The sequence below is a fragment of the Pseudomonas fluorescens genome (genome assembly GCF_041354075.1).
Lineage (GTDB): Bacteria > Pseudomonadota > Gammaproteobacteria > Pseudomonadales > Pseudomonadaceae > Aquipseudomonas > Aquipseudomonas fluorescens_CE.
This window is the reverse complement of the sequence record NZ_JARZGC010000008.1, coordinates 104,446-127,767: the sequence shown is the minus strand read 5'-3', so window position 1 is coordinate 127,767 and position 23,322 is coordinate 104,446. Positions and strand designations below refer to the sequence as shown.

Below are 23,322 nucleotides of genomic sequence, written 5' to 3'. Positions count from 1 at the left end.
GCGGGCATTTTTCATGGTGCTCAAGCTTTCACGCAGACCGAAGCGCTGCTGCGACATTCTGGCCATGCGGGGTGAGTCGGTATCGCTGAACCTGATTTCGATTGGGTCGGTTACTGGGTCGGTTACTGGGTCGGTAAACAGGTGAGGCCGCACCCCATCAGTGTTCGCGCACCGCTGAATCACGCCACCGCATGCCCGTCATTGAATTGCAACGCTGCCAATCGCGCGTACAGCGCATTGCTGGCAATCAACTCCTGATGCGTACCCACCGCCACCAGTTTGCCCTGGTCCATCACGGCGATCCGGTCGGCGTTCTTGACCGTGGCCAGGCGGTGGGCAATGACCAGGGTGGTGCGGTTTTTCATCAGGCTCGGCAGGGCTTGCTGGATCAGGTGCTCGCTCTGGGCATCGAGGGCGCTGGTGGCTTCGTCGAGCAGCAGGATGGGCGCATCGACCAGCAACGCGCGGGCAATGGCCAGGCGTTGGCGCTGGCCGCCGGACAGGCCGAGACCGGCATCGCCCAGATGCGTCTGGTAACCTTGGGGCATGGCTTCGATGAAGTCATGGGCGTAGGCGATTTTCGCGGCTTCGCGGACCTGTTCCAGCGTCGCTGACGGGTTGCCGTAGCGGAGGTTCTCTTCGATGCTGCCGAAAAACAGTGCCGGCGACTGCGACACCAGGGCAAAACACCGGCGCAGGTCGAGGGGATCGAGCTGGGTCAGCGGCACGCCGTCCAGCAGAATGCGCCCTTCGGCCGGGTCGTAAAAACGCAGCAGCAGGTCATAGACTGTTGACTTGCCCGCGCCGGAAGGCCCCACCAACGCCAGGGTTTCACCGGCCTTGACCGTCAGGCTCAAGCCATCGATGGCATAGCTTTCAGGGCGGGACGGGTAGGAAAAGCGCACGTCCTGCAGCACCAGATTGCCGGCGACCCGTTCCGGCAGGGTCACCAGCCCGCTCGATGGCGGCTGGATGGTGTTTTCCGAGCGCAGCAATTCGGCGATTCGCTCGGCAGCCCCGGCGGCGCGTTGCAGCTCGCCAATCACTTCGCTCAAGGTCCCGAACGCGCTGCCGACGATCAGGCTGTAGAAGACAAACGCCGCCAGTTCACCCGCCGAAATGCGCCCGGCCATCACGTCCATGCCGCCGACCCACAACATCACGCCTACGGCGCCGAGCACCAGCACGATCACCAGGGTAATCAGCCAGGCCCGCTGGAAGATCCGCTTGCGGGCAGTATTGAACGCTTCTTCCACGGTCGCGGCAAAGCGCTGCTCGTCCTGGACCTGGTGGTTGTAGGCCTGCACGGTCTTGATCTGGCCCAGGGTTTCGGACACGTAGCTGCCGATGTCGGCGATGCGGTCCTGGCTCAGGCGCGACAGGCTGCGCACCCGTCGACCAAAGATCAGAATCGGGGCGATCACCAGCGGCAAGGCAATGACGACAATGCTCGTCAGTTTGGGGTTGGTGATGAACAGCAACACGATGCCGCCGATCACCATCAGCAGGTTGCGCAGGAACAGCGACAACGATGAGCCGATCACCGATTGCAGCAACGTCGTGTCGGCGGTCAATCGCGACTGGATCTCGGAACTGCGATTGTTTTCGTAGAATCCCGGATGCAGGTAGACCAGATGGTTGAACACCTGCCGACGAATGTCCGCCACCACCCGTTCGCCGATCCAGGACACCAGGTAGAAACGCGCAAACGTGCCGAGCGCCAGGCCCAACACCAGCAGCATGAACAGGCCGATGGTCTGGTTGAGCAGGTGCGGCGAGCGGGTCATGAAACCCTGGTCCACCAGCAATCGAATGCCCTGCCCCATGGACAAGGTGATGCCCGCCGTGACAATCAGCGCGAGCAAGGCCCCCAGGGACTGCCAGCGATAAGGCAGGAGAAAACGACTGGCCAGGCGAATCGCACGGCGGTGGCGGGCAGACAGCATCAGGATGTTCCCGTTCGTGAATTAAGGGACCGGCTCTACGCTTTAATGGGGGGAACTCTGTAAATCACAATGAGTCAGGTTAATTATGACCGCAATGACCATAGGCTAGGCGCTATTGGTCTAAGGTTCGGGTAGCCACTTGACGGTATTTCTGTTGGACTGTCATTGCCGCCCTGCAAAGACCGCAGGGAGTTGTCACAGCCCGGTCACCTGGCGGTTCTACAGTAAGCGCACAACCTGATGAGGAGACAGGCCATGTCCTTGCAAAACAGCAGCAGCGACAAGATTCAAGTGATCCGCACGCAACCGGACCAGTCTCTGGGTTGCTCGATCATCGACGAAAAAGGCCGCGAAGTACCGATCACCGAAGGCATGATCCAGGACGCCTGCCGCGAACTGGAAAAACGATTGGTCACGCCTGCCAAACAAGACTGATATCGCCACCGTCTTCTGGACCCGGCCTTGATGGCCGGGTTTTTTGTGGGTCCGAACAGGCCGTCGCCGTCTCTAGACGAGCGAAGCGCCCAGCGCCGCCACCATCCTGCGCAGTTCCGGCGCGTCCCCTTCGATCCGCACCTGCAAACCCTCGATTTCCCGACGCGACGGGTAGTGCTTGCGCAACCCGTCGAACGCCGCGCGCTGCTCGCCGACACTGCCCACCAGGCTGCGGCGAAAATCGGCGTCGTCGCGGCGCGGGTCGTACACGCCCCGACACACCATTGCCAGCGCCCAGGCCGGGTCACTGTCGGCACTCAAGGTCACCTGTGACAACCACGGCGGCGGCAGCAAATCGCTCAACTGGACCTGGGCGGGCTGGCCGAGGAAGTCGCAGAACGCCTGATAGATCTGCGCCGTGCCACGCTGTTTGCCATCCAGGCTGTAACCGGCGATGTGGGGCGTGGCCAGCACGCACAGCTCGGCCAGCGCCACGTCGACTTCGGGCTCGGCCTCCCACACGTCCAGCACCGCCTGCAGGTCTTCGCGCTCGAGCAACACCTCACGCAGCGCCGCGTTATCCACCACCGGACCACGGCTGGCGTTGATCAGCCAGGCCCCGGGCTTGAGCTGGTTCAAGCGACGCTGGTCGAACAGATGCCAGGTCGCCCCCTCGCCCTGCCGGGTCAGGGGCGTGTGCAGGCTGATGACGTCGCATTGCTCGATGATCTGTTCAAGACTGACGAAATCGCCGCCTTCAGACGCCTGTCGTGGCGGATCGCACACTCGCACATTCCAGCCCAGACCCCGTAGCACCTTGACCAGCCGGCCACCGACTTCACCGGCACCGACCACACCGTAAGTGCGCTGGGTCAGATCAGCACCTTCGATGTCGGCAAGGGTCAGCAAACTGCCCAGCACGTAGTCGACCACGCCACGGGCATTACAGCCCGGAGCGCTGGACCAGGTAATGCCGGCCTGCTCGAAGTAGTCGAGATCCAGGTGATCGGTGCCAATGGTGCAGGTGCCGACGAACCGCACCTTGCTGCCTTCGAGCAGCGCGCGGTTGACGTTGGTCACCGAGCGCACCAGCAGGACATCGGCCTGTTCGACGGTGGCACGGTCGATGGAGCGTCCGGCTACCCGGCGGATTTCACCAAAACCTTCAAAGAACGCATCGAGCAGCGGGATATTTTCGTCGGCAACAATCAGCATGGCAGGCTCCTTGGGCGGACCGGCAGTGTAGGCGGTTAACGACTGGCACGCATCTGCGGCAGCGAAAGGTCATTACAAATCCATAACACAGGATCTTTTCCTGACCATTGCGTCAAGGCGTAGAATGCGCCGCCTCCCGCCTTGACTGCTTTGGACGTTCTGCCCTTGGATGCCGTGACCGATACGACCGCCCCGCCCCGCACGCTGCCGGTTCGCCAGGAACTCAGAGGCTTGCTGGCGCTTGCCCTGCCGATCATGGTCGCGCAACTGGCCACCACCGCCATGGGTTTCGTCGACGCCGTGATGGCCGGGCGCGTCAGCCCTCGGGACCTGGCCTCGGTGGCCTTGGGCAACTCGATCTGGATTCCGGTCTACCTGTTGATGACGGGCGTTCTGCTGGCAACCACCCCCAAGGTCGCCCAGCGCTTTGGCGCCGCGCAGCATGACCTGATTGCGCCACTGGTGCGCCAGGCCTTGTGGCTGGCCCTGGGTGTCGGGCTGATCGGCAGTGGCCTGCTGCTCAGCGCCGAGCCGATCCTGCACTGGATGAAAGTCGACCCGCAGTTGATCGAACCGAGCATGGGCTACCTGCACGGCATCGCCTTCGGACTGCCGGGCGTTGCCTTCTACTATGTGCTGCGCTGCTACAGCGACGGCATGGGCCGCACCCGGCCAAGCATGGTCATCGGCCTGTGTGGCCTGTTGCTGAACATCCCGCTGAACTACGCGTTGATCTACGGGCATTTCGGCTTGCCGGCCCTGGGCGGCGTCGGTTGCGGCTGGGCCAGCGGAATCGTGATGTGGTTCATGGCGTTGAGCATGGCCGCCTGGACCAGCCGGGCGCCCTTCTATGCCCGCACCCGCCCGCTGGTGCGTTTCGATCCCCCGCAGTGGGCGGTGATCAAGCGCCTGGTGGGCATCGGCCTGCCGATCGGCATCGCCGTCTTCGCCGAATCCAGCATCTTTGCAGTGATCGCCCTGCTGATCGGCAGCCTCGGTCCGACCATTGTCGCCGGGCACCAGATCGCCCTGAACATCAGCTCGCTGCTGTTCATGATTCCCTACTCACTGGGCATGGCGGTGACGGTCAGGGTCGGCCAGGCGCTCGGCGCCGGCAACCCCTGGCAGGCGCGTTCGGCAGCGAAGGTCGGGCTGGGCGCCGCACTGGTGTTCGCGGCGTTCTCGGCCAGCCTGATCCTGTTGCTGCGCGAACCCATCGCATCGATTTACACGCCCGACAAGACCGTGATCCAGATCGCGTCGATGTTGATCGTCTACGCGGCCCTGTACCAGTTTTCGGATGCCATCCAGGTGATCTGCGCCGGCGCGTTGCGCGGTTACCAGGACACTCGGGTCACCATGATCCTGACGCTGTTCGCCTATTGGGGCATCGGCCTGCCCGTGGGTTACGTGCTGGGGTTGACCGACTGGTTCGGTCCGGCCAGCGGTCCGAGCGGGTTATGGGAGGGGTTGATCGCAGGCTTGAGCGGCGCAGCGCTGATGCTGTCGATCCGCCTGGCGCGCAGTGCACGCCAGCGGATCCGCACCAGTCAGGGTGCGGGTCAGGCGAGTTTCTTGCGAATCCAGTAAAGGTAGGTGCCCGCCTCTTCATGCTGCGCGACCAGTTCGTGATCAAGGAATACGCAGAACTTGGGAATGTCGCGGCGGGTCGAGGGGTCGGTGGCGATCACCTTGAGCAGGCCGCCCGGGGCCAGGTCACGGATGTGCTGGTGCAGCATCATCACCGGCTCAGGGCAGTTGAGGCCGGTGGCGTCGAGGGTGCCGTCTACCGGCGTATCAAGCAGTTCACTCATGATTTACTCCTGAAGCGGTCCGGCATTGTCGCGCAATACCGATACATCGTCATCACTCAGCGGGCCTTGGATTTCTTCACATCCAGCCGGCGCAGATGGCAGGTGACTTCTTCGCGGTCGTGATACAGCTGCTTGCAGCCGATCTCGACCCGGATACCGCGTGCCTTGAACCCCTCGGCGATGCGTTCGAGCAGGCGCGTCACTTCGGCATAGCGCTGTTTCATCGGCAACTTGAGGTTGACCACCGCTTCACGGCAATGACCTTCGCCGATCCACTCTTCCAGCATTGCCGCATTGCGCGCGGGCTTCTCGACGATGTCGCAGACCATCCAGTCCACCGGTTGCCGGGGTTTGTAGGTGAAGCCATCGGCCATCAAATGTTGCACCAGGCCCGTGTCCATCAGGCTTTCGGCCATCGGGCCGTTATCGATGGCGGTCACCAGCATGCCGCGGTTGACCAGTTGCCAGGTCCAGCCACCCGGCGCCGCACCGAGGTCGACACCGGTCATGTCGCTGTGCAGGCGCTCGTCCCACTGCTCGCGCGGGATGAAATGGTGCCAGGCTTCTTCCAGCTTCAGGGTCGAGCGGCTCGGCGCCTCGCGGGGAAACTTCAGGCGCGGTATGCCCATCGGCCACATCGCCGAGTTGTTCGACTCGGCCAGGCCGAGGAACACTTCACGGCCGCTTTTGAAGGTCAGCAACAGACGTGGCTTGCTCGGGTCATCCACCAGCTTGCCTGCCGCAAGCAGTGCCTTGCGCAGGTGCACTTCGAATTTCTTGCAGAAGTTGGACAGGGCCTTGCCGTCGTTGGTGTCGACCATTTCCAGCCACAGGCTGCCGCACGGAGCAACGTCCTCCAGATGCGCGAGGATCACGCTGATACGGTCGGTTTCCGGCAGATCGATGAACATCCCCCGGGCCCACTGGCGCGGGAAGATCAGATCGGCGAAACGCAGGCCGCGCATCAGGCGCTCGGCGCCGCCTTCCTCGGTGCAGACAAACTCGGCGTAGGCGCTGGCGGCTTTCGCCTTGGCGTAACCGGCCACGTTGAGCCGAGCGGCGTGCTCGGAAATTTCCGAACAGACTTCACCTTCGAAGCCCGGTCGGCAATGCATGAAAAGGGTGTTCATCTTTACTCCTGGGCAGATGGCGAGACATTCAACCACTGCGCGATGCCCAGGCTTGCGTCGAAGCAAAGCCTGTCATGAAAACCGGCGCATGATAGCCGAGTTCGAGCCCCCGGGCCCGGCGATTCGATGCAGCCCTGCGCAATTTCGCCCGACCACGCCATGGGCCCGCAGGCGATATCCCTTGGTTTAGTGGCATCACACCATCTGACGATTGAGTCAATTGGGTCGAACCATCAGGATGGTCACAGACTCTGAGTATCGTACCCGCCGAGCTGCCAAAAAAAGGCAACCGGTCATTCGCCTTACGCAGCAAACAGGGCTAGGTTTAATGCTCTGCCCCGTCCCTCAGTCCGTAGCCGTGCGGACGCAAAGGAGTGATTGCAATGCCGTCCCTCGATAGCCTGAAAACCCTTAAAACCCTGCAAGTCGACGACAAGACCTACCACTATTTCAGCCTGCCCGACGCCGCCTCGAGCCTCGGTGACCTGGACAGGCTGCCGATGTCGCTGAAAGTCCTGCTGGAAAACCTGCTGCGCTGGGAAGACGAAAAAACCGTCACCAGCGCCGACCTGCGGGCCATTGCCGCCTGGCTCAAGGAACGGCGCTCGGATCGCGAAATCCAGTACCGCCCGGCGCGGGTATTGATGCAGGACTTTACCGGCGTTCCCGCCGTGGTCGACCTGGCCGCCATGCGCGCCGCCATGGCCAAGGCCGGTGGCGACCCGCAGCGGATCAATCCGCTGTCGCCGGTCGACCTGGTGATCGACCACTCGGTGATGGTCGACAAGTTCGCCAGCCCAAGCGCCTTCGAACAGAACGTCGACATCGAGATGCAGCGCAATGGCGAACGTTATGCCTTTCTGCGCTGGGGCCAGAGTGCCTTCGACAACTTCAGCGTGGTGCCGCCGGGCACCGGCATCTGTCACCAGGTCAACCTTGAATACCTCGGCCGCACCGTCTGGACCAAGGACGAGGACGGCCGCACCTACGCCTTCCCCGACACCCTGGTGGGCACCGACTCCCACACCACCATGATCAACGGCCTCGGCGTCCTCGGCTGGGGCGTTGGCGGTATCGAGGCGGAAGCGGCGATGCTCGGGCAACCGGTGTCGATGCTGATTCCGGAAGTGATCGGCTTCAAACTCACCGGCAAGCTCAAGGAAGGCATCACCGCCACCGACCTGGTGCTGACCGTCACGCAGATGCTGCGCAAGAAAGGCGTGGTCGGCAAATTCGTCGAGTTCTATGGCGATGGCCTGGCCGACCTGCCGCTGGCGGACCGCGCGACGATCGCCAACATGGCCCCGGAGTATGGTGCCACCTGCGGCTTCTTCCCGGTGGACGACGTGACGCTGGACTACCTGCGCCTGTCGGGCCGCCCGCTGCAAACCGTGAAACTGGTCGAGGCCTACAGCAAAGCCCAGGGCCTGTGGCGTCTGCCGGGCAAAGAGCCGGTGTTCACCGACAGCCTGGCCCTGGACATGGCCAGCGTCGAAGCGAGCCTCGCCGGGCCGAAACGCCCACAGGACCGGGTCGCCCTGCCCAACGTTGCGCAGGCGTTCAGCGATTTCCTCGGCATCGCCCTCAAACCCACCAGCAAGGAGGAAGGCCGCCTCGAAAGCGAAGGCGGTGGCGGCGTGGCAGTGGGCAATGCCGACATGGCCGGCGAAGCGGATTACCAGTTCGAAGGCCAGACCCACCGGCTGAAAAACGGCGCGGTGGTGATCGCCGCGATCACCTCGTGCACCAACACCTCCAACCCCAGCGTGATGATGGCCGCCGGCCTGGTGGCGAAAAAAGCCGTGGAGAAAGGCCTCAAGCGCAAACCCTGGGTGAAAAGCTCCCTGGCCCCCGGTTCCAAGGTGGTGACCGACTACTATAAGGCGGCCGGCCTGACGCCGTACCTGGATGAGCTCGGTTTCGACCTGGTGGGTTACGGCTGCACCACTTGCATCGGCAACTCCGGGCCGCTGCCCGAGCCGATCGAAAAAGCCATCCAGAGCGCCGACCTGACCGTCGCCTCGGTTCTGTCGGGCAACCGCAACTTCGAAGGCCGGGTGCACCCGCTGGTGAAAACCAACTGGCTGGCCTCCCCGCCACTGGTGGTGGCCTACGCGCTGGCCGGCACGGTGCGCATCGATATCAGCAGTGAACCGCTGGGTGAGGACAAGAACGGCAACCTGGTGTATCTGCGGGACATCTGGCCCAGCACCCAGGAAATCGCCGACGCGGTGAACCAGGTCAACACGGCGATGTTCCACAAGGAATATGCCGAAGTGTTTGCCGGCGACGAACAATGGCAGGCCATCGAAGTGCCCCAGGCGGCGACCTATGTCTGGCAGGACGACTCGACCTACATCCAGCACCCGCCGTTCTTCGACGACATTGGCGGCCCGCCGCCGGCCGTCAGGGATGTCACAGGCGCTCGGGTCCTGGCGCTGCTCGGCGACTCGGTCACCACCGACCACATCTCTCCGGCGGGCAATATCAAGTCCGACAGCCCGGCGGGACGCTACCTGCGGGAAAAAGGCGTGGAACCTCGGGACTTCAACTCCTACGGTTCCCGTCGCGGCAACCATGAAGTGATGATGCGCGGCACCTTCGCCAACATCCGCATTCGCAACGAAATGCTCGGTGGCGAGGAAGGTGGCAACACCCTGTACATCCCGACCGGGGAACGCATGGCGATCTACGACGCGGCCATGCGTTACCAGGCCAGCGGAACACCACTGGTGGTGATTGCCGGCCAGGAATACGGCACTGGTTCCAGCCGCGACTGGGCCGCCAAGGGCACCAACCTGCTGGGGGTCAAGGCGGTGATCGCCGAAAGTTTCGAGCGCATCCACCGCTCCAACCTGGTGGGCATGGGCGTGCTGCCCCTGCAATTCAAGCTCGATCAGAACCGCAAGAGCCTGAACCTGACCGGCAAGGAGACCCTGGACATTCTCGGCCTGAACGACGTCGAACTGACGCCGCGGATGAACCTGACGCTGGTGATCACCCGAGAGAACGGCAGCCGCGAGAAGATCGAAGTGCTGTGCCGAATCGACACCTTGAATGAAGTCGAGTACTTCAAGTCAGGCGGGATTCTGCATTATGTGCTGCGGCAATTGATTGCGTCTTGAGCAACGCCTGACGCCTGCACCGCCTTCGGGCGGTGTTTTTATTTGCAGAGTCCCTATAATCGCCGCGCTTAACTGCCGAACGGTGACCCTCTGTGGGAGCGGGCTTGCTCGCGAAGGCGGATCGTCAGCCGACATCGACATTGACAGGAATACCGCTTTCGCGAGCAAGCCCGCTCCCACAATGTGGACTGCGCCGATTGCATCGCTACCCCCACAAGGACACCCAATGCCCGCCCTGCCCTGGAGCTACCTTCTATTACTTTCCCTGGGTTACGGCCTGGCCCTGACGTATGGCCAGCTCGGCTGGCTGTCGGGGATTTCCTTGGCGTTGCTACTGATCGCCTGGTTCGCCGTACGCCAGCAACAACTGCGTTTGGGCCGCCAACTCGGGCACGCCCTGTTCATCTTCATGGCCCTCGCGCTGGCACTGCACTGGCTTCCCGGCTTCTACAACGGTCGCGGCATCAATCCGCAGCGCCTGACCGATGATGCGGTGCCGTTTTCCATGTACCTGAACCTGGACAAACCGCTGATCGGCTTCTGGCTGCTGCTGGTCTGCCCATGGATCGTGGGCCGGCGCTCGCTGCGCCTGTCCGCGTATGCCACCGCAATGGGCCTGGCCGTGAGCGCCGTGCTGGCGCTGGGCGGCGCCCTGTTGCTGGGCGTGATCGGCTGGGCGCCGAAGTGGCCTGACCAGGCCTGGCTGTGGTTGTTCAACAATCTGTTGCTGGTGACGCTGGTTGAGGAAGCGCTGTTTCGCGGTTACATCCAGGGCGGACTTGTCCGGGCCTTCAAGCACCTGCCGCAGGGCGAATACCTGGCCCTGCTGCTCGCCTCGCTGGTGTTTGGCCTGGCTCACCTGGGTGCGGGCTGGCAATGGGTGTTGCTGTCCACCCTGGCGGCTATCGGTTATGGCCTGGCGTACCGCTTCGGCGGATTGGCGGCGGCCATCGCCACGCACTTCGGTCTGAACCTGCTGCATTTCGGCCTGTTCACCTACCCGATGCTCGCCGGCTGACGCAACGGTCACTTTGCGACGTAGCGCCAAATATTAAAAAATAATTTCAGTTAATCCTCGAGGATGCCGACAACCTGTGAAAGCCTTGCGGACTTAAAATGCCATGCGTAACAACCAGCCCATCACTCAGAGCGAACGGACATTTCCGGCTCAACAACGGTTGATTTCCACAACCGATAACAAGGGCGTCATCACTTACTGCAACGATGCTTTCGTCGACATCAGTGGATATTCCCGTGATGAACTGATCCGTGCTCCCCATAACCTGGTGCGTCACCCCGACGTGCCGGCGGCCGTGTTCGCCCACATGTGGGGCACGCTGAAACAGGGCCTGCCCTGGATGGGCATTGTCAAAAACCGCTGCAAAAGCGGTGACTATTACTGGGTCAACGCCTACGTCACGCCTGTCTACGATGGCAATCAAGTCATCGGTTACGAGTCGGTACGGGTCAAACCCACCGCCGAACAGATCCAGCGCGCCAAGGCGCTCTACCAGCGCATCAACCAGGGCAAGTCGGCGATTCCATCCTCCGATAAATGGTTGCCGGTGCTGCAGGACTGGCTGCCCTTCATCATGATCAGCCAGTTGAGCTTCATGATCGGCGCCTCGCTCAACTCCCAGTGGGGTTTTGCCCTGGCGGCCGGTCTTTCGGTGCCCCTGGGCCTGCTGGGGCTGAGCTGGCAACAGCGCGGCCTCAAGCGTTTGTTGCGCCTGGCCGAGCAGACCACGTCCGATCCGCTGATCGCGCAGATGTACACCGACAGCCGTGGCGCACAGGCGCGCCTGGAGATGTCGATCCTCAGCCAGGAAGCACGCCTGCGGACCTGCCTGACCCGTCTGCAGGACACCGCCGAACACCTGACCGAGCAAGCCCGGCAGTCCGATTCGCTGGCTCACGACAGTTCCACCGGTCTTGAGCGCCAGCGCGTCGAGACCGAGCAGGTGGCCACGGCGGTCAATCAGATGGCCGCCACCACCCAGGAAGTCGCCAGCCACGTACAGCGCACCGCTGACGCCACCCAGGAAGCCAATCGCCTGACCGGTCGCGGGCGCGACATCGCCGGGGAAACCCGCGATGCGATTCAGCGCCTGTCGGAAGTGGTCGGCGAAACCGGCCTGACCGTGACGCAACTGGCCAAGGACAGCGACGAAATCGGCGGCGTGGTCGATGTGATCAAGGGCATCGCCGACCAGACCAACCTGCTGGCGCTGAACGCGGCCATCGAAGCGGCGCGTGCGGGTGAGATGGGGCGCGGGTTTGCGGTGGTCGCAGACGAAGTCCGTCAACTGGCGCAACGCACCAGCGAGTCCACCGGACAGATCCACACCCTGATCGCCAAGCTGCAACAAACCGCCAACTCCGCCGTGCAGACCATGGACGCCGGCCATCGCCAGGCCGAAGAAGGCGTGGCGCGGGTCCTGGAAGCAGACAAGGCGCTGGTCGGGATCAGCGAGGCGGTGGCCAACATCACCGACATGACCACGCAGATCGCCGCCGCGACCGAAGAGCAGAGCTCGGTGGCCGAGGAAATCAGCCGCAACATCAGCAACATCTCTCACCTGGCAGACCAGACCTCGGAACAGGCCCAGAACTCTGCGTTGCTCAGTGAGGAACTGATCAAGACCGCGAACACCCAGTATTCGCTGGTGGAGCGGTTCAACCGCTGAGGGTTGCTGTCAGTGACAAACCCGGACGGTGAAAACCTCCGGGTTTTTTATTGCCATTCTGAAAAGGTGAAGGCCTGAAGGTTGCCATCGCGAGCAGGCTCGCTCCCACAATGTTTCTGTGTTGACCGCAAATCCCCTGTGGGAGCGAGCATGCTCGCGAAGAGGCCCCTGAAAGGCCCGCATGCCTCACTGCAGAAACCCAGCCACCCTCGCCGCCGCAGCCGCCAGATGCTGCTCATGGGTAAACCCGGACGCCTTCAACGGCTTCAGATCATGGTCCCCCGCGACCAGCCAGCACATCTCGATACTCGGTGATAGCGCATACCCCTCGACCGCCTGGGAATTGCCCAGCGCATCGCGCTCGCCCTGGACAATCAGCGTGCGCGTCTTCAAGCCCGACAAGTGCTCGACCCGCGGCATCTCCGGTTTGCCCACGGCATAGAACGGATAGCCGAGGCACACCAGCGCATCGGCGCCCAACTCATCGGCCAGCAGACTGGCCATGCGCCCGCCCATGGACTTGCCGCCAATGGCCAGGCGCCCAGCGACATGGCGTCGCACCACGGCGTACACCTCACGCCAGCACTCCAGAAGCCTGGGCGCCGGGTTCGGCGGACGTTTACCGCCATCGACTCGCCGCTGCGCCATGTAGGGAAACTCGAAGCGCAAGACGTTGACGCCCAGTGCGGCAAGGCGCGCAGCCATGTCGTTCATCCAGTCGCTGTCCATCGGCGCACCGGCGCCATGGGCGAGGATCAGCGTCGGGGGCGGCGTCGAAGCCGTTGAAGAGGCCGCATTCCACAACCATCCCTGTTCACGCAGGCACCGCGCCCATTGATCCCCGTCAATACTGGCCTTGTGCTCTTTGTCCATGCTTGCCTCGCTTTTAGTCTGCCTATAACTCCAGTCGAAGGGTGCGTCTGCCTTGCGCGAACGTCTTTCCTTGGGCTGAACCGTGGATGGGGAACCATGAACACTTCTATCAGTACCGCCTACAACTACAAGGTGGTCCGCCAATTCGCCATTATGACGGTGGTGTGGGGCATCGTCGGCATGGGGCTCGGGGTTTTTCTCGCGGCTCAATTGGTCTGGCCCGAACTCAACTTCAACTTGCCGTGGACCAGTTTCGGGCGTTTGCGCCCACTGCACACCAACGCGGTGATCTTCGCCTTCGGCGGCTGCGCCCTGTTCGCCAGCTCGTTCTACTCGGTGCAGCGCACCTGCCAGACTCAGTTGTTTGCGCCGAAAATCGCCGCCTTCTGCTTCTGGGGCTGGCAACTGGTGATCCTGCTGGCGGCGATCAGCCTGCCGCTGGGTTACACCAGCTCCAAGGAATACGCCGAACTGGAATGGCCGATCGACATCCTGATCACCATCGTCTGGGTTGCCTACGCCATCGTGTTCTTCGGCACGATCATGAAGCGCAACACCAAACACATCTATGTCGGTAACTGGTTCTTCGGCGGGTTCATCCTCACCGTGGCCATTTTGCACATCGTCAACAACCTTGAGTTGCCGGTGAGCTTCACCAAGTCCTACTCGCTGTATGCCGGCGCCACCGACGCCATGGTGCAGTGGTGGTACGGGCACAACGCCGTAGGTTTCTTCCTGACCGCCGGCTTCCTGGGGATGATGTACTACTTCGTGCCGAAACAGGCCGAGCGTCCGGTGTATTCCTATCGCCTGTCGATCGTGCACTTTTGGGCACTGATCACCCTCTACATCTGGGCCGGTCCGCACCACCTGCACTACACCGCGCTGCCGGACTGGGCACAATCACTGGGCATGGTGATGTCGCTGATCCTGCTGGCACCGAGCTGGGGCGGCATGATCAACGGCATGATGACCCTGTCGGGCGCCTGGCATAAGCTGCGCAGCGACCCGATCCTGCGTTTCCTCGTGGTGTCGCTGGCGTTCTACGGCATGTCGACCTTCGAAGGGCCGATGATGGCGATCAAGACGGTCAACGCCCTCTCCCACTACACCGACTGGACCATCGGCCACGTACACGCCGGCGCACTCGGCTGGGTGGCAATGATCTCCATCGGCGCGCTGTACCACATGATCCCGAAAGTCTTCGGTCGCGAGCAGATGTACAGCCTCGGCCTGATCAACGCGCACTTCTGGCTGGCGACCATCGGCACCGTGCTGTACATCGCCTCGATGTGGGTCAACGGCATCGCCCAGGGCCTGATGTGGCGCGCCGTCAACGAAGACGGCACGCTGACTTACTCCTTCGTCGAAACCCTGGTGGCCAGCCACCCAGGCTTCATCGTGCGACTGGTGGGCGGTGCGATCTTCCTCAGCGGCATGTTCCTGATGGCTTACAACACCTGGCGCACTGTGCGGGCCTCGCAGCCTGCTGACGTCGTTGCTGCCGCGCAGATGGCCTGAGGAGTCCACCATGAAACACGAAACGATTGAAAAGAACGTCGGCCTGCTGATGCTGCTGATGGTGTTCGCCGTGAGCATCGGCGGCCTGACCCAGATCGTCCCGCTGTTCTTCCAGGACGTGACCAACAAACCGGTCGAAGGCATGAAGCCCTACACCGCACTGCAACTGGAAGGCCGCGACATCTACATCCGCGAAGGTTGCGTCGGTTGCCACTCGCAGATGATCCGCCCGTTCCGCGCCGAAACCGAACGCTACGGTCACTACTCGGTTGCCGGTGAAAGCGTCTGGGACCACCCGTTCCTGTGGGGCTCCAAACGTACCGGTCCGGACCTGGCCCGGGTCGGCGCCCGCTACTCCGATGACTGGCACCGCGCGCACCTGTACAACCCGCGCAACGTCGTGCCTGAGTCGAAGATGCCCGCCTACCCATGGCTGGTGGCCAATCAGCTCGACAGCAGCCACACCGAAGCGAAGATCAAGGCGATGCGCACCCTTGGCGTGCCGTACACCGACGCCGACGTTGCCGGCGCGACCGAGTCGCTCAAGGGCAAGTCGGAAATGGACGCCCTGGTCGCCTACCTGCAAGTGCTTGGCACTGCCATCAAGAGCAAGAGGTGAGCCATGGACCTGGAAATGAGTACTGGCCTGATCCGCGGCCTGGGCACGGTCGTGGTGTTCGTGGCCTTCGTCGGCCTGACGCTGTGGGTGTTCAACGGCAAGCGCAATCCGGAGTTCGCCGAAGCGCGCCTGCTGCCATTCGCCGATGAGCCACAACCTGATAGCACCCAAGAAACTGTCACAAGGAGTACCCGGTCATGACCACCTTCTGGAGTACGTGGATCTGCGTACTGACCATCGGCAGCCTGATCGGCCTGACCTGGCTGCTGATCGGCACCCGCAGGGGCGAAACCAAGGGCAGCGTCGACCAGACCATGGGCCACAGCTTCGACGGCATCGAGGAGTATGACAACCCGCTGCCGCAGTGGTGGTTCATGCTGTTCGCCGGCACGCTGGTGTTTTCCGTCGGCTACCTGATCCTTTACCCGGGCCTGGGCAACTGGAAGGGCATCCTGCCGGGTTATGAGAACGGCTGGACCGGTGTCAACGAATGGGAAAAGGAGATGAACAAGGCTGACGCCAAGTTTGGGCCGATCTTCGCCAAATTCGCGGCGATGCCCGTGGAAGAAGTGGCCAAGGACCCGCAAGCGCTGAAAATGGGCGGCCGTCTGTTTGCCTCCAATTGCGCGGTGTGCCACGGCTCGGACGCCAAGGGCGCCTTCGGCTTCCCCAACCTGACCGACAGTATCTGGCGCTGGGGCGGCAACGCCGACACCATCAAGGCCACCATCCTGGGCGGACGCATCGCTGCGATGCCGGCCTGGGGTGAAATCCTCGGTGAAGCCGGCGTGAAAAACGTTGCCGCCTACGTGCGCCATGACCTGGCCGGCCTGCCATTGCCGGCTGACGACAGCGCCGACCTGCAAGCCGGACAGCAAGCGTTCAGCACCACCTGCGTAGCCTGTCACGGTGCGAATGGTCAGGGCACTGAAGCCATGGGTGCGCCGAACCTGACGCAACCGGCCGGCTTCATCTACGGCACCAGCCTGGCACAACTGCAACAAACCATTCGCCATGGCCGCCAGGGCCATATGCCGGCGCAGAACGAAATGCTCGGCAACGACAAGGTGCAACTGCTGGCCGCTTACGTGTACAGCTTGTCCCACGGTGTAAATAAAGAGCGTTTGCAGGCTGAAGGCAAAAGCGAATAATTCCTGACCGCTCTACTGCCGCATTTTTCCGAATGCGGCAGTTCCCCGCTCCTTTTGCGACTCATTGTCGCACCCCTCCATTGGTCCTCCTTTCGGTTCCCCGGATTCGGGTCTAAGCTTGCTGCGACACGCGATGGCAAGTGCCGGCTCCAGGTCGACCCGATCCGATGTGTGCGACGATTCCGAGCGATGGAGGCCGCAAAGGCTGGTAGATACCGGCTGTCGCGCTGCCTGTCATCGATCACCTTTTCGTTGCGTTTGAACACACCTCGTTACACCCGACCCGATCCCCACCCCGTTCCCGTGCGCAACGACGTTCTGTCGTGGGGTATTTTTGACCCTACGCGGCGCATGGAAAGGCCGCAGAATCAGCGCTGGAAAGCATTGACCCAGGTCATGGCGCGTTGCAATGACCCTACGCTTTCTACATACTTGCGACCGATTTTTTACTCCTAATAAAACACCCAAACCGTGGAACCTTAGAATGAGCACAGCAATCAGTCCGACTGCTTATAACTATAAGGTAGTCCGCCAGTTCGCCATCATGACGGTGGTCTGGGGGATCCTTGGCATGGGGCTCGGTGTCTTCATCGCCTCACAGCTTGTATGGCCGGAATTGAACTTCGGTCTGCCGTGGACGACTTTTGGACGCTTACGCCCGCTGCACACCAACCTGGTGATTTTCGCCTTTGGTGGTTGTGCATTGTTTGCCACTTCTTACTACGTCGTGCAGCGAACCTGCCAAACGCGACTGATTTCCGACAGCCTCGCTGCCTTCACCTTCTGGGGATGGCAAGCGGTGATCGTCGGCGCGATCATTACCTTGCCGCTGGGTTACACCACCACCAAGGAATACGCGGAACTGGAATGGCCCCTGGCTATTCTGCTGGCCATTGTCTGGGTGACCTACGGTCTGGTGTTCTTCGGCACCATCACCAAGCGCAACACCAAGCACATCTACGTCGGTAACTGGTTCTACGGTGCTTTCATCGTCGTCACCGCGATGCTGCACATCGTCAACCACGCCTCCCTGCCGGTCAGTTTCTTCAAATCCTACTCGGCGTACTCCGGTGCGACCGATGCGATGATCCAGTGGTGGTACGGCCACAACGCTGTGGGCTTCTTCCTGACCACCGGCTTCCTGGGGATGATGTACTACTTCGTGCCAAAACAGGCCGAACGTCCGATCTACTCCTATCGCCTGTCGATCGTGCACTTCTGGGCGCTGATCACCCTCTACATCTGGGCCGGCCCGCACCACCTGCACTACACTGCGCTGCCGGACTGGGCGCAGTCGCTGGGCATGGCGATGTCGATCATCCTGCTGGCGCCAAGCTGGGGCGGCATGATCAACGGCATGATGACCCTGTCGGGCGCCTGGCATAAGCTGCGCACCGACCCGATCCTGCGCTTCCTCGTGGTATCGCTGGCGTTCTACGGCATGTCGACCTTCGAAGGCCCGATGATGGCGATCAAGACCGTCAACTCGCTGTCGCACTACACCGACTGGACCATCGGCCACGTTCACGCCGGCGCTCTGGGCTGGGTAGCGATGATCTCGATCGGCGCCATCTATCACATGATCCCGAAACTGTTCGGCCGCACGCAAATGCACAGCGTTGGCCTGATCAACGCGCACTTCTGGCTCGCCACCATCGGCACCGTGCTGTACATCGCCTCGATGTGGGTCAACGGCATTACCCAAGGCCTGATGTGGCGTGCAATCAACGATGACGGCACCCTCACCTACTCGTTCGTCGAAGCGCTGCAAGCCAGCCACCCTGGTTTCATCGTTCGTGCCCTGGGTGGTGCGTTCTTCGCCAGCGGCATGCTGTTGATGGCCTACAACGTATGGCGCACCGTGCGCGCCTCGAACCCGGCTGAAGCCAAAGCTGCCGAACAGATCGCTGTAGTTGGAGCTCACTGATGAAGCATGAAGCAGTCGAGAAGAATATTGGCCTGCTGGCCTTCTTCATGGTCATCGCCGTCAGCGTCGGCGGCCTGACCCAGATCGTTCCGCTGTTTTTCCAGGACGTCACCAACAAGCCGGTGGAAGGCATGAAGCCGCGCACCGCCCTTGAACTGGAAGGCCGCGACATCTACATCGCCAACGGTTGTGTCGGCTGCCACTCGCAGATGATCCGCCCGTTCCGTGCTGAAACCGAACGTTACGGCCACTACTCGGTCGCCGGTGAAAGCGTGTGGGACCACCCGTTCCTGTGGGGTTCCAAGCGTACCGGTCCGGACCTGGCCCGTGTCGGCGGTCGTTACTCCGATGACTGGCAGCGTGCGCACCTGTACAACCCGCGCAACGTAGTGCCGGAGTCGAAAATGCCGGCCTACCCGTTCCTCGTGGAAAACAAGCTCGACGGCAAAGACACCGCCAAGAAAATGGAAGTCTTGCGCACGCTCGGCGTCCCTTACACCGACGAAGACATCGCCGGTGCTCAGGAAGCCGTGAAGGGCAAAACCGAAATGGACGCGCTGGTGGCCTATCTGCAAGGCCTGGGCACCATCATCAAAAGCAAACGGTGATCTAAATGGATATCGGGATGATTCGTGGCCTGGGCACCGTCGTCGTGATGGTGGCCTTCGTGGGTCTGGCCTTGTGGGTGTTCAGCCCCAAGCGCAAGTCGGAGTTTGAAGACGCGACCTTGCTGCCTTTCGCGGATGATCCCGAAGCCATCAAGCACGTCGAGCAAGCTTCTAGGAGTAACAAAGAATGACTACATTCTGGAGTCTGTACGTCACAGTCCTCAGTCTCGGTACGATCTTTTCCCTGACCTGGCTGCTGCTGTCGACCCGCAAGGGCCAGCGCGCCGAGCAGACCGAAGAGACGGTCGGACACTCTTTCGACGGGATCGAAGAGTACGACAACCCGCTGCCGAAATGGTGGTTCATGCTGTTCGTGGGCACCATCGTTTTCGCCCTGGGCTACCTGGTGCTGTACCCGGGCCTGGGCAACTGGAAAGGCCTGCTGCCGGGTTACAACTACCTGGATAACGAGAAGCAGACCGCGTTCGCCAACGGCCAGACCGGCTGGACCGGCGTTCACGAGTGGGAAAAGGAAATGGCCAAATCGGACGCCAAGTTTGGGCCGATCTTCGCCAAATTCGCTTCCATGCCAATCGAAGAAGTGGCCAAGGATCCGCAAGCCTTGAAGATGGGTGGCCGTCTGTTCGCCTCCAACTGCTCGGTGTGCCACGGTTCCGACGCCAAGGGCGCCTATGGTTTCCCGAACCTGACCGACGCCGACTGGCGCTGGGGCGGCGAGCCGGAAACCATCAAGACCACCATCATGGGCGGTCGTCACGCCGTGATGCCGGCCTGGGCTGAAGTGATCGGTGAGCAAGGCGTGGCGGACGTTGCCGCCTTCGTGCTGACCAACCTCGATGGCCGCAAGCTGCCGGAAGGCGCCAAGGCTGACCCGGAGGCCGGCCAGAAACTGTTCGCCGCCAACTGCGTGGCTTGCCACGGTCCGCAGGGCAAAGGCACACCGGCCATGGGTGCGCCTGACCTGACCCACCCGGGCGCGTTCATCTACGGCTCGAGCTTCGCTCAACTGCAGCAGACCATCCGTTACGGCCGTCAGGGCCAGATGCCTGCCCAGGAACAGCTGCAAGGCAACGACAAGGTTCACCTGCTGGCCGCTTACGTCTACAGCCTGTCTCACGGCGAGAAGGCTCCGGCCGAAGACGCCCAGTAAGGCAAGCCTCGGTGACACCCAAAGGCCCCGTCATATGACGGGGCCTTTTTTGTGCGCTCGAAAACCGGCCGTCACCTGCACCTTGTCGCCTTGTTGCGAGAACGGCAATGAAGTAGTAACGTTTCTACATACAGCCATTAGGAGGGCCCGCGATGATGGCCATCACCACCCTTTCCAGCCGTGAATTCAATCAGGACACAAGTGGTGCCAAAAAAGCCACGCGCCTGGGCCCGGTGATCATCACCGATCGTGGCAGGCCGGCGCATGTCCTGCTAAGCATAGAGGAGTACGAAAAACTCACGGGCATTGACGCCGATATCGTCGAACTGCTGGTCATGCCGGAAGCGGCACCGATCGACTTCGAAACCGAGCGCGCCGTGATCACTCACCGCCCCTTGGACCTGGATTGATGTATCTACTCGACACCAATGTGATCTCTGAACTGCGCAAACCCCAGGCCGACGCCAAGGTCGTCGCCTGGGCCAGAAGTGTCATCGCACCTCGCCTGTTCATATCGGCGATTACCTTGAAGGAACTGGAGACCGGCGTTTTGCGCATGGAACGTCGTGACCCCGTACAAGGGAAGATCCTGCGCACCTGGCTCAAGCGCCACGTCATGCCGGCATTCGATGCCCGAATCCTGCCGGTCGACGCCGCCGTGGCCCTGCGCTGCGCCAGCCTGCACGTACCCGACCGGGCCAACGAAGCCGATGCATTGATTGCCGCCACGGCACTGGTTCACGGCCTGACCCTGGTCACACGCAACGTCGGCGACTTCCAATCCAGCGGCGTTGCCCTGATCAATCCATGGGCCGACTAACTGCCAACACCGGCAAAAGCGAGCATAATTTCACCAGTCAATTGATTCAGGTCATTACACTGTCAGTTCATTTCCACCAACGTGACCAATGGTCGCACCCTTGTGGTAGACCTACAGGGGTATCATTGCGCCACTGCAATACCCCTATTTTGACCGCGGTCGGCACGTACTGACCGAGGCATTTCTCCACTGCCGTGGGATGCAACCGATGAGCAATCAGATTCCGGTACATGACGTTACGCCACCTGCCAAAGGGGACAAAAGCGTCGACCTTTATGCCTCTCGTGAAAAAATCTACAACCGCGCCTTCACCGGCCTGTTTCGCAACCTGCGGATCATCGGTGGCGCGTTCCTGTTCCTCCTGTACTTCGGCACGGTCTGGCTGAACTGGGCCGGTCACCAGGCGGTCTGGTGGAATTTGCCGGAACGCAAGTTCTTCATTTTCGGTGCGACCTTCTGGCCTCAGGATTTCATCCTGTTGTCGGGCATCCTGATCGTCAGCGCCTTTGGCCTGTTCTTCATCACCGTTTACGCCGGTCGCGTCTGGTGCGGTTATTCCTGCCCGCAATTCGTCTGGACCTGGATTTTCATGTGGTGTGAAAAGGTCACCGAGGGCGACCGCAACCAGCGGATCAAGCTCGACAAAATGCCCATGAGCACCAACAAGTTCCTGCGCAAGTTCACCAAGCACGCCCTGTGGATCCTGATCGGCTTCGTCACTGGCATGACGTTCGTGGGTTACTTCTCGCCGATTCGTGAACTGGTCGTGGACTTCTTCACCGGCGAAGCCGATGGCTGGTCCTATTTCTGGGTCGGCTTCTTCACCCTGGCCACCTACGGCAATGCCGGCTGGCTGCGTGAGCAAGTGTGCATTTACATGTGCCCTTACGCGCGCTTCCAGAGCGTGATGTTCGACAAGGACACCCTGATCATCTCCTACGATCCGCGCCGTGGCGAAAGCCGTGGCCCGCGCAAGAAAGGCGCCGATTACAAGGCCCAGGGGCTGGGCGATTGCATCGACTGCACCATGTGCGTCCAGGTGTGCCCGACCGGTATCGATATCCGCGATGGCCTGCAGGTCGAATGCGTGGGCTGTGCGGCCTGCATCGACGCCTGCGACGCCATCATGGACAAGATGGATTACCCACGGGGCCTGATCAGCTACACCACCGAACACAACCTGTCGGGGCAGAAAACCCACAAGCTGCGCCCGCGCCTGATCGGCTATGCCACGGTGCTGCTGGTCATGATCGGCCTGCTCGCCGCTGCGTTCGCCACCCGCTCGCTGGTCGGCTTCGACGTCAGCAAGGACCGTGTCCTCTACCGCGAGAACGCCGAAGGCCGGATCGAAAACGTCTACAGCCTGAAGATCATGAACAAGGACCAGCGCGACCATACCTATGTGCTGGAGGCCAGCGGCCTGCCGGACCTCAAGCTGCAGGGTCGGCGCGAGATCAAGGTGGTCGCGGGTGACATCGTCAGCCAGCCAGTGGAGCTGTCCATGGCGCCGGAAAAACTGCCATCGAGCACCAACGAGGTGAAATTCATCCTCAAGGACGCCGATGACGAGAGCATTCACGTTGAAGCCAAGAGCCGATTCATCGGCCCACAAATTCGTTGAGAGAAGTCATCATGCCTGCAGTAAACGCCGCAAGCCCCTGGTACAAGCACCTTTGGCCGTGGATCATCATCGGCATCCTCGCCTGCTCGGTGACGCTGACCCTGTCCATGGTGACGATTGCGGTCAACAACCCGGACAACCTGGTCAACGACAACTACTACGAGGCCGGCAAAGGCATCAACCGCTCCCTGGACCGTGAACTGCTGGCGCAAACCCTGCAATTGCGCGCCAGCGTGCACCTGGACGATGTGACCGGCGAAGTCGACTTGCGCCTTACCGGTAACAGCCAGCCGAAATCTTTGGAACTGAACCTGATCTCGCCGACCCAGCCGGACAAGGACCGCAAGATCACCCTGACCCGCAGCGAAACCGAACAGGGTCGCTACATCGGCCAGTTGAGCGACAAGGTGGAAGGCCGTCGGTTTGTCGAATTGCTGGGTAGCCAGGACGACCATATCTGGCGCATGTTCGAAGAGGAACTGGTCAGCCATGACAAGGACCTGCTGTTGGGTGACGAGCCGCTGCAAGGCGCGGAAGACCTGAAGAAGTAAACAGCCGCGCTTCGCGCATCGCGGGCAAGCCCGCTCCCACAGTGATCGCGGTCGGACTCCAAGGTCGAGTGCACCACCGCCTCCTGTGGGAGCGGGCTTGCCCGCGAA

22 protein-coding genes are annotated in these 23,322 nt (G+C 61.7%); 17 read left to right on the top strand and 5 right to left on the bottom strand.

The annotated features are described in order from the left end of the window. Window positions 1–179: 179 nt before the first annotated feature. Window positions 180–1,946: an ABC transporter transmembrane domain-containing protein gene (locus QIW53_RS13055; protein ID WP_371050016.1), complete on the bottom strand. Its 1,767-nt coding sequence runs from the start codon at window positions 1,944–1,946 to the stop codon at window positions 180–182. 255 nt (window positions 1,947–2,201) lie between these two features. On the opposite strand from QIW53_RS13055, the gene QIW53_RS13050 reads away from it, so the two are divergent. Further along, window positions 2,202–2,381 carry a PA1571 family protein gene (locus tag QIW53_RS13050; RefSeq protein ID WP_371050015.1) on the top strand — a complete coding sequence of 60 codons (180 nt, stop codon included), beginning with the start codon at window positions 2,202–2,204 and terminating at the stop codon, window positions 2,379–2,381. Between the two features lie 72 nt (window positions 2,382–2,453). On the opposite strand, the gene pdxB is transcribed toward QIW53_RS13050, so the two are convergent. Continuing rightward, the gene (gene pdxB, locus QIW53_RS13045; RefSeq protein ID WP_371050014.1) at window positions 2,454–3,596 is read right to left on the bottom strand and encodes a 4-phosphoerythronate dehydrogenase PdxB; all 1,143 of its coding nucleotides are present in this window, start codon (window positions 3,594–3,596) and stop codon (window positions 2,454–2,456) included. Between the two features lie 165 nt (window positions 3,597–3,761). Between pdxB and QIW53_RS13040 the strand changes: the two genes are divergently transcribed. Next, window positions 3,762–5,186: an MATE family efflux transporter gene (locus QIW53_RS13040; RefSeq protein WP_371050013.1), complete on the top strand. Its 1,425-nt coding sequence runs from the start codon at window positions 3,762–3,764 to the stop codon at window positions 5,184–5,186. Here the strand turns inward: QIW53_RS13040 and tusA are convergent. Continuing rightward, window positions 5,159–5,410, bottom strand: coding sequence for a sulfurtransferase TusA (gene tusA, locus QIW53_RS13035; protein WP_192301843.1), 252 nt, complete (start codon window positions 5,408–5,410; stop codon window positions 5,159–5,161). The genes QIW53_RS13040 and tusA overlap by 28 nt on opposite strands. A 56-nt stretch (window positions 5,411–5,466) precedes the next feature. Beyond that, window positions 5,467–6,540, bottom strand: coding sequence for a 23S rRNA (cytidine(2498)-2'-O)-methyltransferase RlmM (gene rlmM / locus QIW53_RS13030; protein WP_371050012.1), 1,074 nt, complete (start codon window positions 6,538–6,540; stop codon window positions 5,467–5,469). 383 nt (window positions 6,541–6,923) lie between these two features. Between rlmM and acnA the strand changes: the two genes are divergently transcribed. The 3 genes from acnA (at window position 6,924) to QIW53_RS13015 (ending at window position 12,352) form a co-directional block, all read left to right on the top strand. Then, window positions 6,924–9,665, top strand: a complete 2,742-nt coding sequence (gene acnA / locus QIW53_RS13025) for an aconitate hydratase AcnA (RefSeq protein WP_371050011.1) — start codon at window positions 6,924–6,926, stop codon at window positions 9,663–9,665. Window positions 9,666–9,891: 226 nt separating this feature from the next. After that, a complete protein-coding gene (locus tag QIW53_RS13020) occupies window positions 9,892–10,683 on the top strand; it encodes a CPBP family intramembrane glutamic endopeptidase (RefSeq protein WP_371050010.1) in 792 nt (263 codons plus the stop codon). Between the two features lie 103 nt (window positions 10,684–10,786). Further along, window positions 10,787–12,352, top strand: a complete 1,566-nt coding sequence (locus tag QIW53_RS13015; RefSeq protein WP_371050009.1) for a methyl-accepting chemotaxis protein — start codon at window positions 10,787–10,789, stop codon at window positions 12,350–12,352. A gap of 186 nt (window positions 12,353–12,538) precedes the next feature. On the opposite strand, the gene QIW53_RS13010 is transcribed toward QIW53_RS13015, so the two are convergent. Then, complete coding sequence (locus QIW53_RS13010; protein ID WP_371050008.1) at window positions 12,539–13,225, bottom strand: alpha/beta family hydrolase; 687 nt, start codon at window positions 13,223–13,225, stop codon at window positions 12,539–12,541. A 96-nt stretch (window positions 13,226–13,321) separates the two neighbouring features. Between QIW53_RS13010 and ccoN (QIW53_RS13005) the strand changes: the two genes are divergently transcribed. From ccoN (QIW53_RS13005) to QIW53_RS12950, 12 genes are all read left to right on the top strand, one after another. Further along, a complete protein-coding gene (gene ccoN / locus QIW53_RS13005; RefSeq protein ID WP_371050007.1) occupies window positions 13,322–14,746 on the top strand; it encodes a cytochrome-c oxidase, cbb3-type subunit I in 1,425 nt (474 codons plus the stop codon). A gap of 10 nt (window positions 14,747–14,756) precedes the next feature. Further along, a complete protein-coding gene (gene ccoO, locus QIW53_RS13000; protein WP_371050006.1) occupies window positions 14,757–15,365 on the top strand; it encodes a cytochrome-c oxidase, cbb3-type subunit II in 609 nt (202 codons plus the stop codon). A 3-nt stretch (window positions 15,366–15,368) separates the two neighbouring features. Continuing rightward, window positions 15,369–15,566, top strand: coding sequence for a cbb3-type cytochrome oxidase subunit 3 (locus QIW53_RS12995; protein ID WP_192301850.1), 198 nt, complete (start codon window positions 15,369–15,371; stop codon window positions 15,564–15,566). Then, a complete protein-coding gene (ccoP, locus tag QIW53_RS12990) occupies window positions 15,563–16,516 on the top strand; it encodes a cytochrome-c oxidase, cbb3-type subunit III (protein WP_371050005.1) in 954 nt (317 codons plus the stop codon). The genes QIW53_RS12995 and ccoP (QIW53_RS12990) overlap by 4 nt, the downstream gene beginning before the upstream one ends. 484 nt (window positions 16,517–17,000) lie before the next feature. Beyond that, a complete protein-coding gene (gene ccoN, locus QIW53_RS12985) occupies window positions 17,001–18,443 on the top strand; it encodes a cytochrome-c oxidase, cbb3-type subunit I (RefSeq protein ID WP_371050004.1) in 1,443 nt (480 codons plus the stop codon). After that, window positions 18,443–19,051, top strand: coding sequence for a cytochrome-c oxidase, cbb3-type subunit II (gene ccoO / locus QIW53_RS12980; RefSeq protein WP_192301853.1), 609 nt, complete (start codon window positions 18,443–18,445; stop codon window positions 19,049–19,051). The genes ccoN (QIW53_RS12985) and ccoO (QIW53_RS12980) overlap by 1 nt, the downstream gene beginning before the upstream one ends. A gap of 5 nt (window positions 19,052–19,056) precedes the next feature. After that, window positions 19,057–19,242 carry a CcoQ/FixQ family Cbb3-type cytochrome c oxidase assembly chaperone gene (locus QIW53_RS12975; RefSeq protein ID WP_032831505.1) on the top strand — a complete coding sequence of 62 codons (186 nt, stop codon included), beginning with the start codon at window positions 19,057–19,059 and terminating at the stop codon, window positions 19,240–19,242. After that, a complete protein-coding gene (gene ccoP, locus QIW53_RS12970) occupies window positions 19,239–20,222 on the top strand; it encodes a cytochrome-c oxidase, cbb3-type subunit III (RefSeq protein ID WP_371050003.1) in 984 nt (327 codons plus the stop codon). Before QIW53_RS12975 ends, ccoP (QIW53_RS12970) begins: the two co-directional genes overlap by 4 nt. A gap of 155 nt (window positions 20,223–20,377) precedes the next feature. Then, window positions 20,378–20,632, top strand: coding sequence for a type II toxin-antitoxin system Phd/YefM family antitoxin (locus tag QIW53_RS12965; RefSeq protein WP_371050144.1), 255 nt, complete (start codon window positions 20,378–20,380; stop codon window positions 20,630–20,632). Beyond that, window positions 20,632–21,042 carry a type II toxin-antitoxin system VapC family toxin gene (locus tag QIW53_RS12960; RefSeq protein ID WP_371050002.1) on the top strand — a complete coding sequence of 137 codons (411 nt, stop codon included), beginning with the start codon at window positions 20,632–20,634 and terminating at the stop codon, window positions 21,040–21,042. The genes QIW53_RS12965 and QIW53_RS12960 overlap by 1 nt, the downstream gene beginning before the upstream one ends. A gap of 208 nt (window positions 21,043–21,250) precedes the next feature. Further along, window positions 21,251–22,663, top strand: a complete 1,413-nt coding sequence (ccoG, locus tag QIW53_RS12955) for a cytochrome c oxidase accessory protein CcoG (RefSeq protein ID WP_371050001.1) — start codon at window positions 21,251–21,253, stop codon at window positions 22,661–22,663. A gap of 11 nt (window positions 22,664–22,674) precedes the next feature. Further along, window positions 22,675–23,214, top strand: a complete 540-nt coding sequence (locus QIW53_RS12950; RefSeq protein WP_371050000.1) for a FixH family protein — start codon at window positions 22,675–22,677, stop codon at window positions 23,212–23,214. Window positions 23,215–23,322: the final 108 nt, after the last annotated feature.

Excerpts from the sequence above, each read along its gene's own strand:
- QIW53_RS13055 (WP_371050016.1), bottom strand. The coding sequence starts at position 1,946 with ATGCTGTCTGCCCGCCACCGCCGTGCGATTCGCCTGGCCAGTCGTTTT.
- QIW53_RS13050 (WP_371050015.1), top strand. The coding sequence starts at position 2,202 with ATGTCCTTGCAAAACAGCAGCAGCGACAAGATTCAAGTGATCCGCACG.
- pdxB (WP_371050014.1), bottom strand. The coding sequence starts at position 3,596 with ATGCTGATTGTTGCCGACGAAAATATCCCGCTGCTCGATGCGTTCTTT.
- tusA (WP_192301843.1), bottom strand. The coding sequence starts at position 5,410 with ATGAGTGAACTGCTTGATACGCCGGTAGACGGCACCCTCGACGCCACC.
- rlmM (WP_371050012.1), bottom strand. The coding sequence starts at position 6,540 with ATGAACACCCTTTTCATGCATTGCCGACCGGGCTTCGAAGGTGAAGTC.
- acnA (WP_371050011.1), top strand. The coding sequence starts at position 6,924 with ATGCCGTCCCTCGATAGCCTGAAAACCCTTAAAACCCTGCAAGTCGAC.
- QIW53_RS13020 (WP_371050010.1), top strand. The coding sequence starts at position 9,892 with ATGCCCGCCCTGCCCTGGAGCTACCTTCTATTACTTTCCCTGGGTTAC.
- QIW53_RS13015 (WP_371050009.1), top strand. The coding sequence starts at position 10,787 with ATGCGTAACAACCAGCCCATCACTCAGAGCGAACGGACATTTCCGGCT.
- QIW53_RS13010 (WP_371050008.1), bottom strand. The coding sequence starts at position 13,225 with ATGGACAAAGAGCACAAGGCCAGTATTGACGGGGATCAATGGGCGCGG.
- ccoN (WP_371050007.1), top strand. The coding sequence starts at position 13,322 with ATGAACACTTCTATCAGTACCGCCTACAACTACAAGGTGGTCCGCCAA.
- ccoO (WP_371050006.1), top strand. The coding sequence starts at position 14,757 with ATGAAACACGAAACGATTGAAAAGAACGTCGGCCTGCTGATGCTGCTG.
- QIW53_RS12995 (WP_192301850.1), top strand. The coding sequence starts at position 15,369 with ATGGACCTGGAAATGAGTACTGGCCTGATCCGCGGCCTGGGCACGGTC.
- ccoP (WP_371050005.1), top strand. The coding sequence starts at position 15,563 with ATGACCACCTTCTGGAGTACGTGGATCTGCGTACTGACCATCGGCAGC.
- ccoN (WP_371050004.1), top strand. The coding sequence starts at position 17,001 with ATGAGCACAGCAATCAGTCCGACTGCTTATAACTATAAGGTAGTCCGC.
- ccoO (WP_192301853.1), top strand. The coding sequence starts at position 18,443 with ATGAAGCATGAAGCAGTCGAGAAGAATATTGGCCTGCTGGCCTTCTTC.
- QIW53_RS12975 (WP_032831505.1), top strand. The coding sequence starts at position 19,057 with ATGGATATCGGGATGATTCGTGGCCTGGGCACCGTCGTCGTGATGGTG.
- ccoP (WP_371050003.1), top strand. The coding sequence starts at position 19,239 with ATGACTACATTCTGGAGTCTGTACGTCACAGTCCTCAGTCTCGGTACG.
- QIW53_RS12965 (WP_371050144.1), top strand. The coding sequence starts at position 20,378 with ATGGCCATCACCACCCTTTCCAGCCGTGAATTCAATCAGGACACAAGT.
- QIW53_RS12960 (WP_371050002.1), top strand. The coding sequence starts at position 20,632 with ATGTATCTACTCGACACCAATGTGATCTCTGAACTGCGCAAACCCCAG.
- ccoG (WP_371050001.1), top strand. The coding sequence starts at position 21,251 with ATGAGCAATCAGATTCCGGTACATGACGTTACGCCACCTGCCAAAGGG.
- QIW53_RS12950 (WP_371050000.1), top strand. The coding sequence starts at position 22,675 with ATGCCTGCAGTAAACGCCGCAAGCCCCTGGTACAAGCACCTTTGGCCG.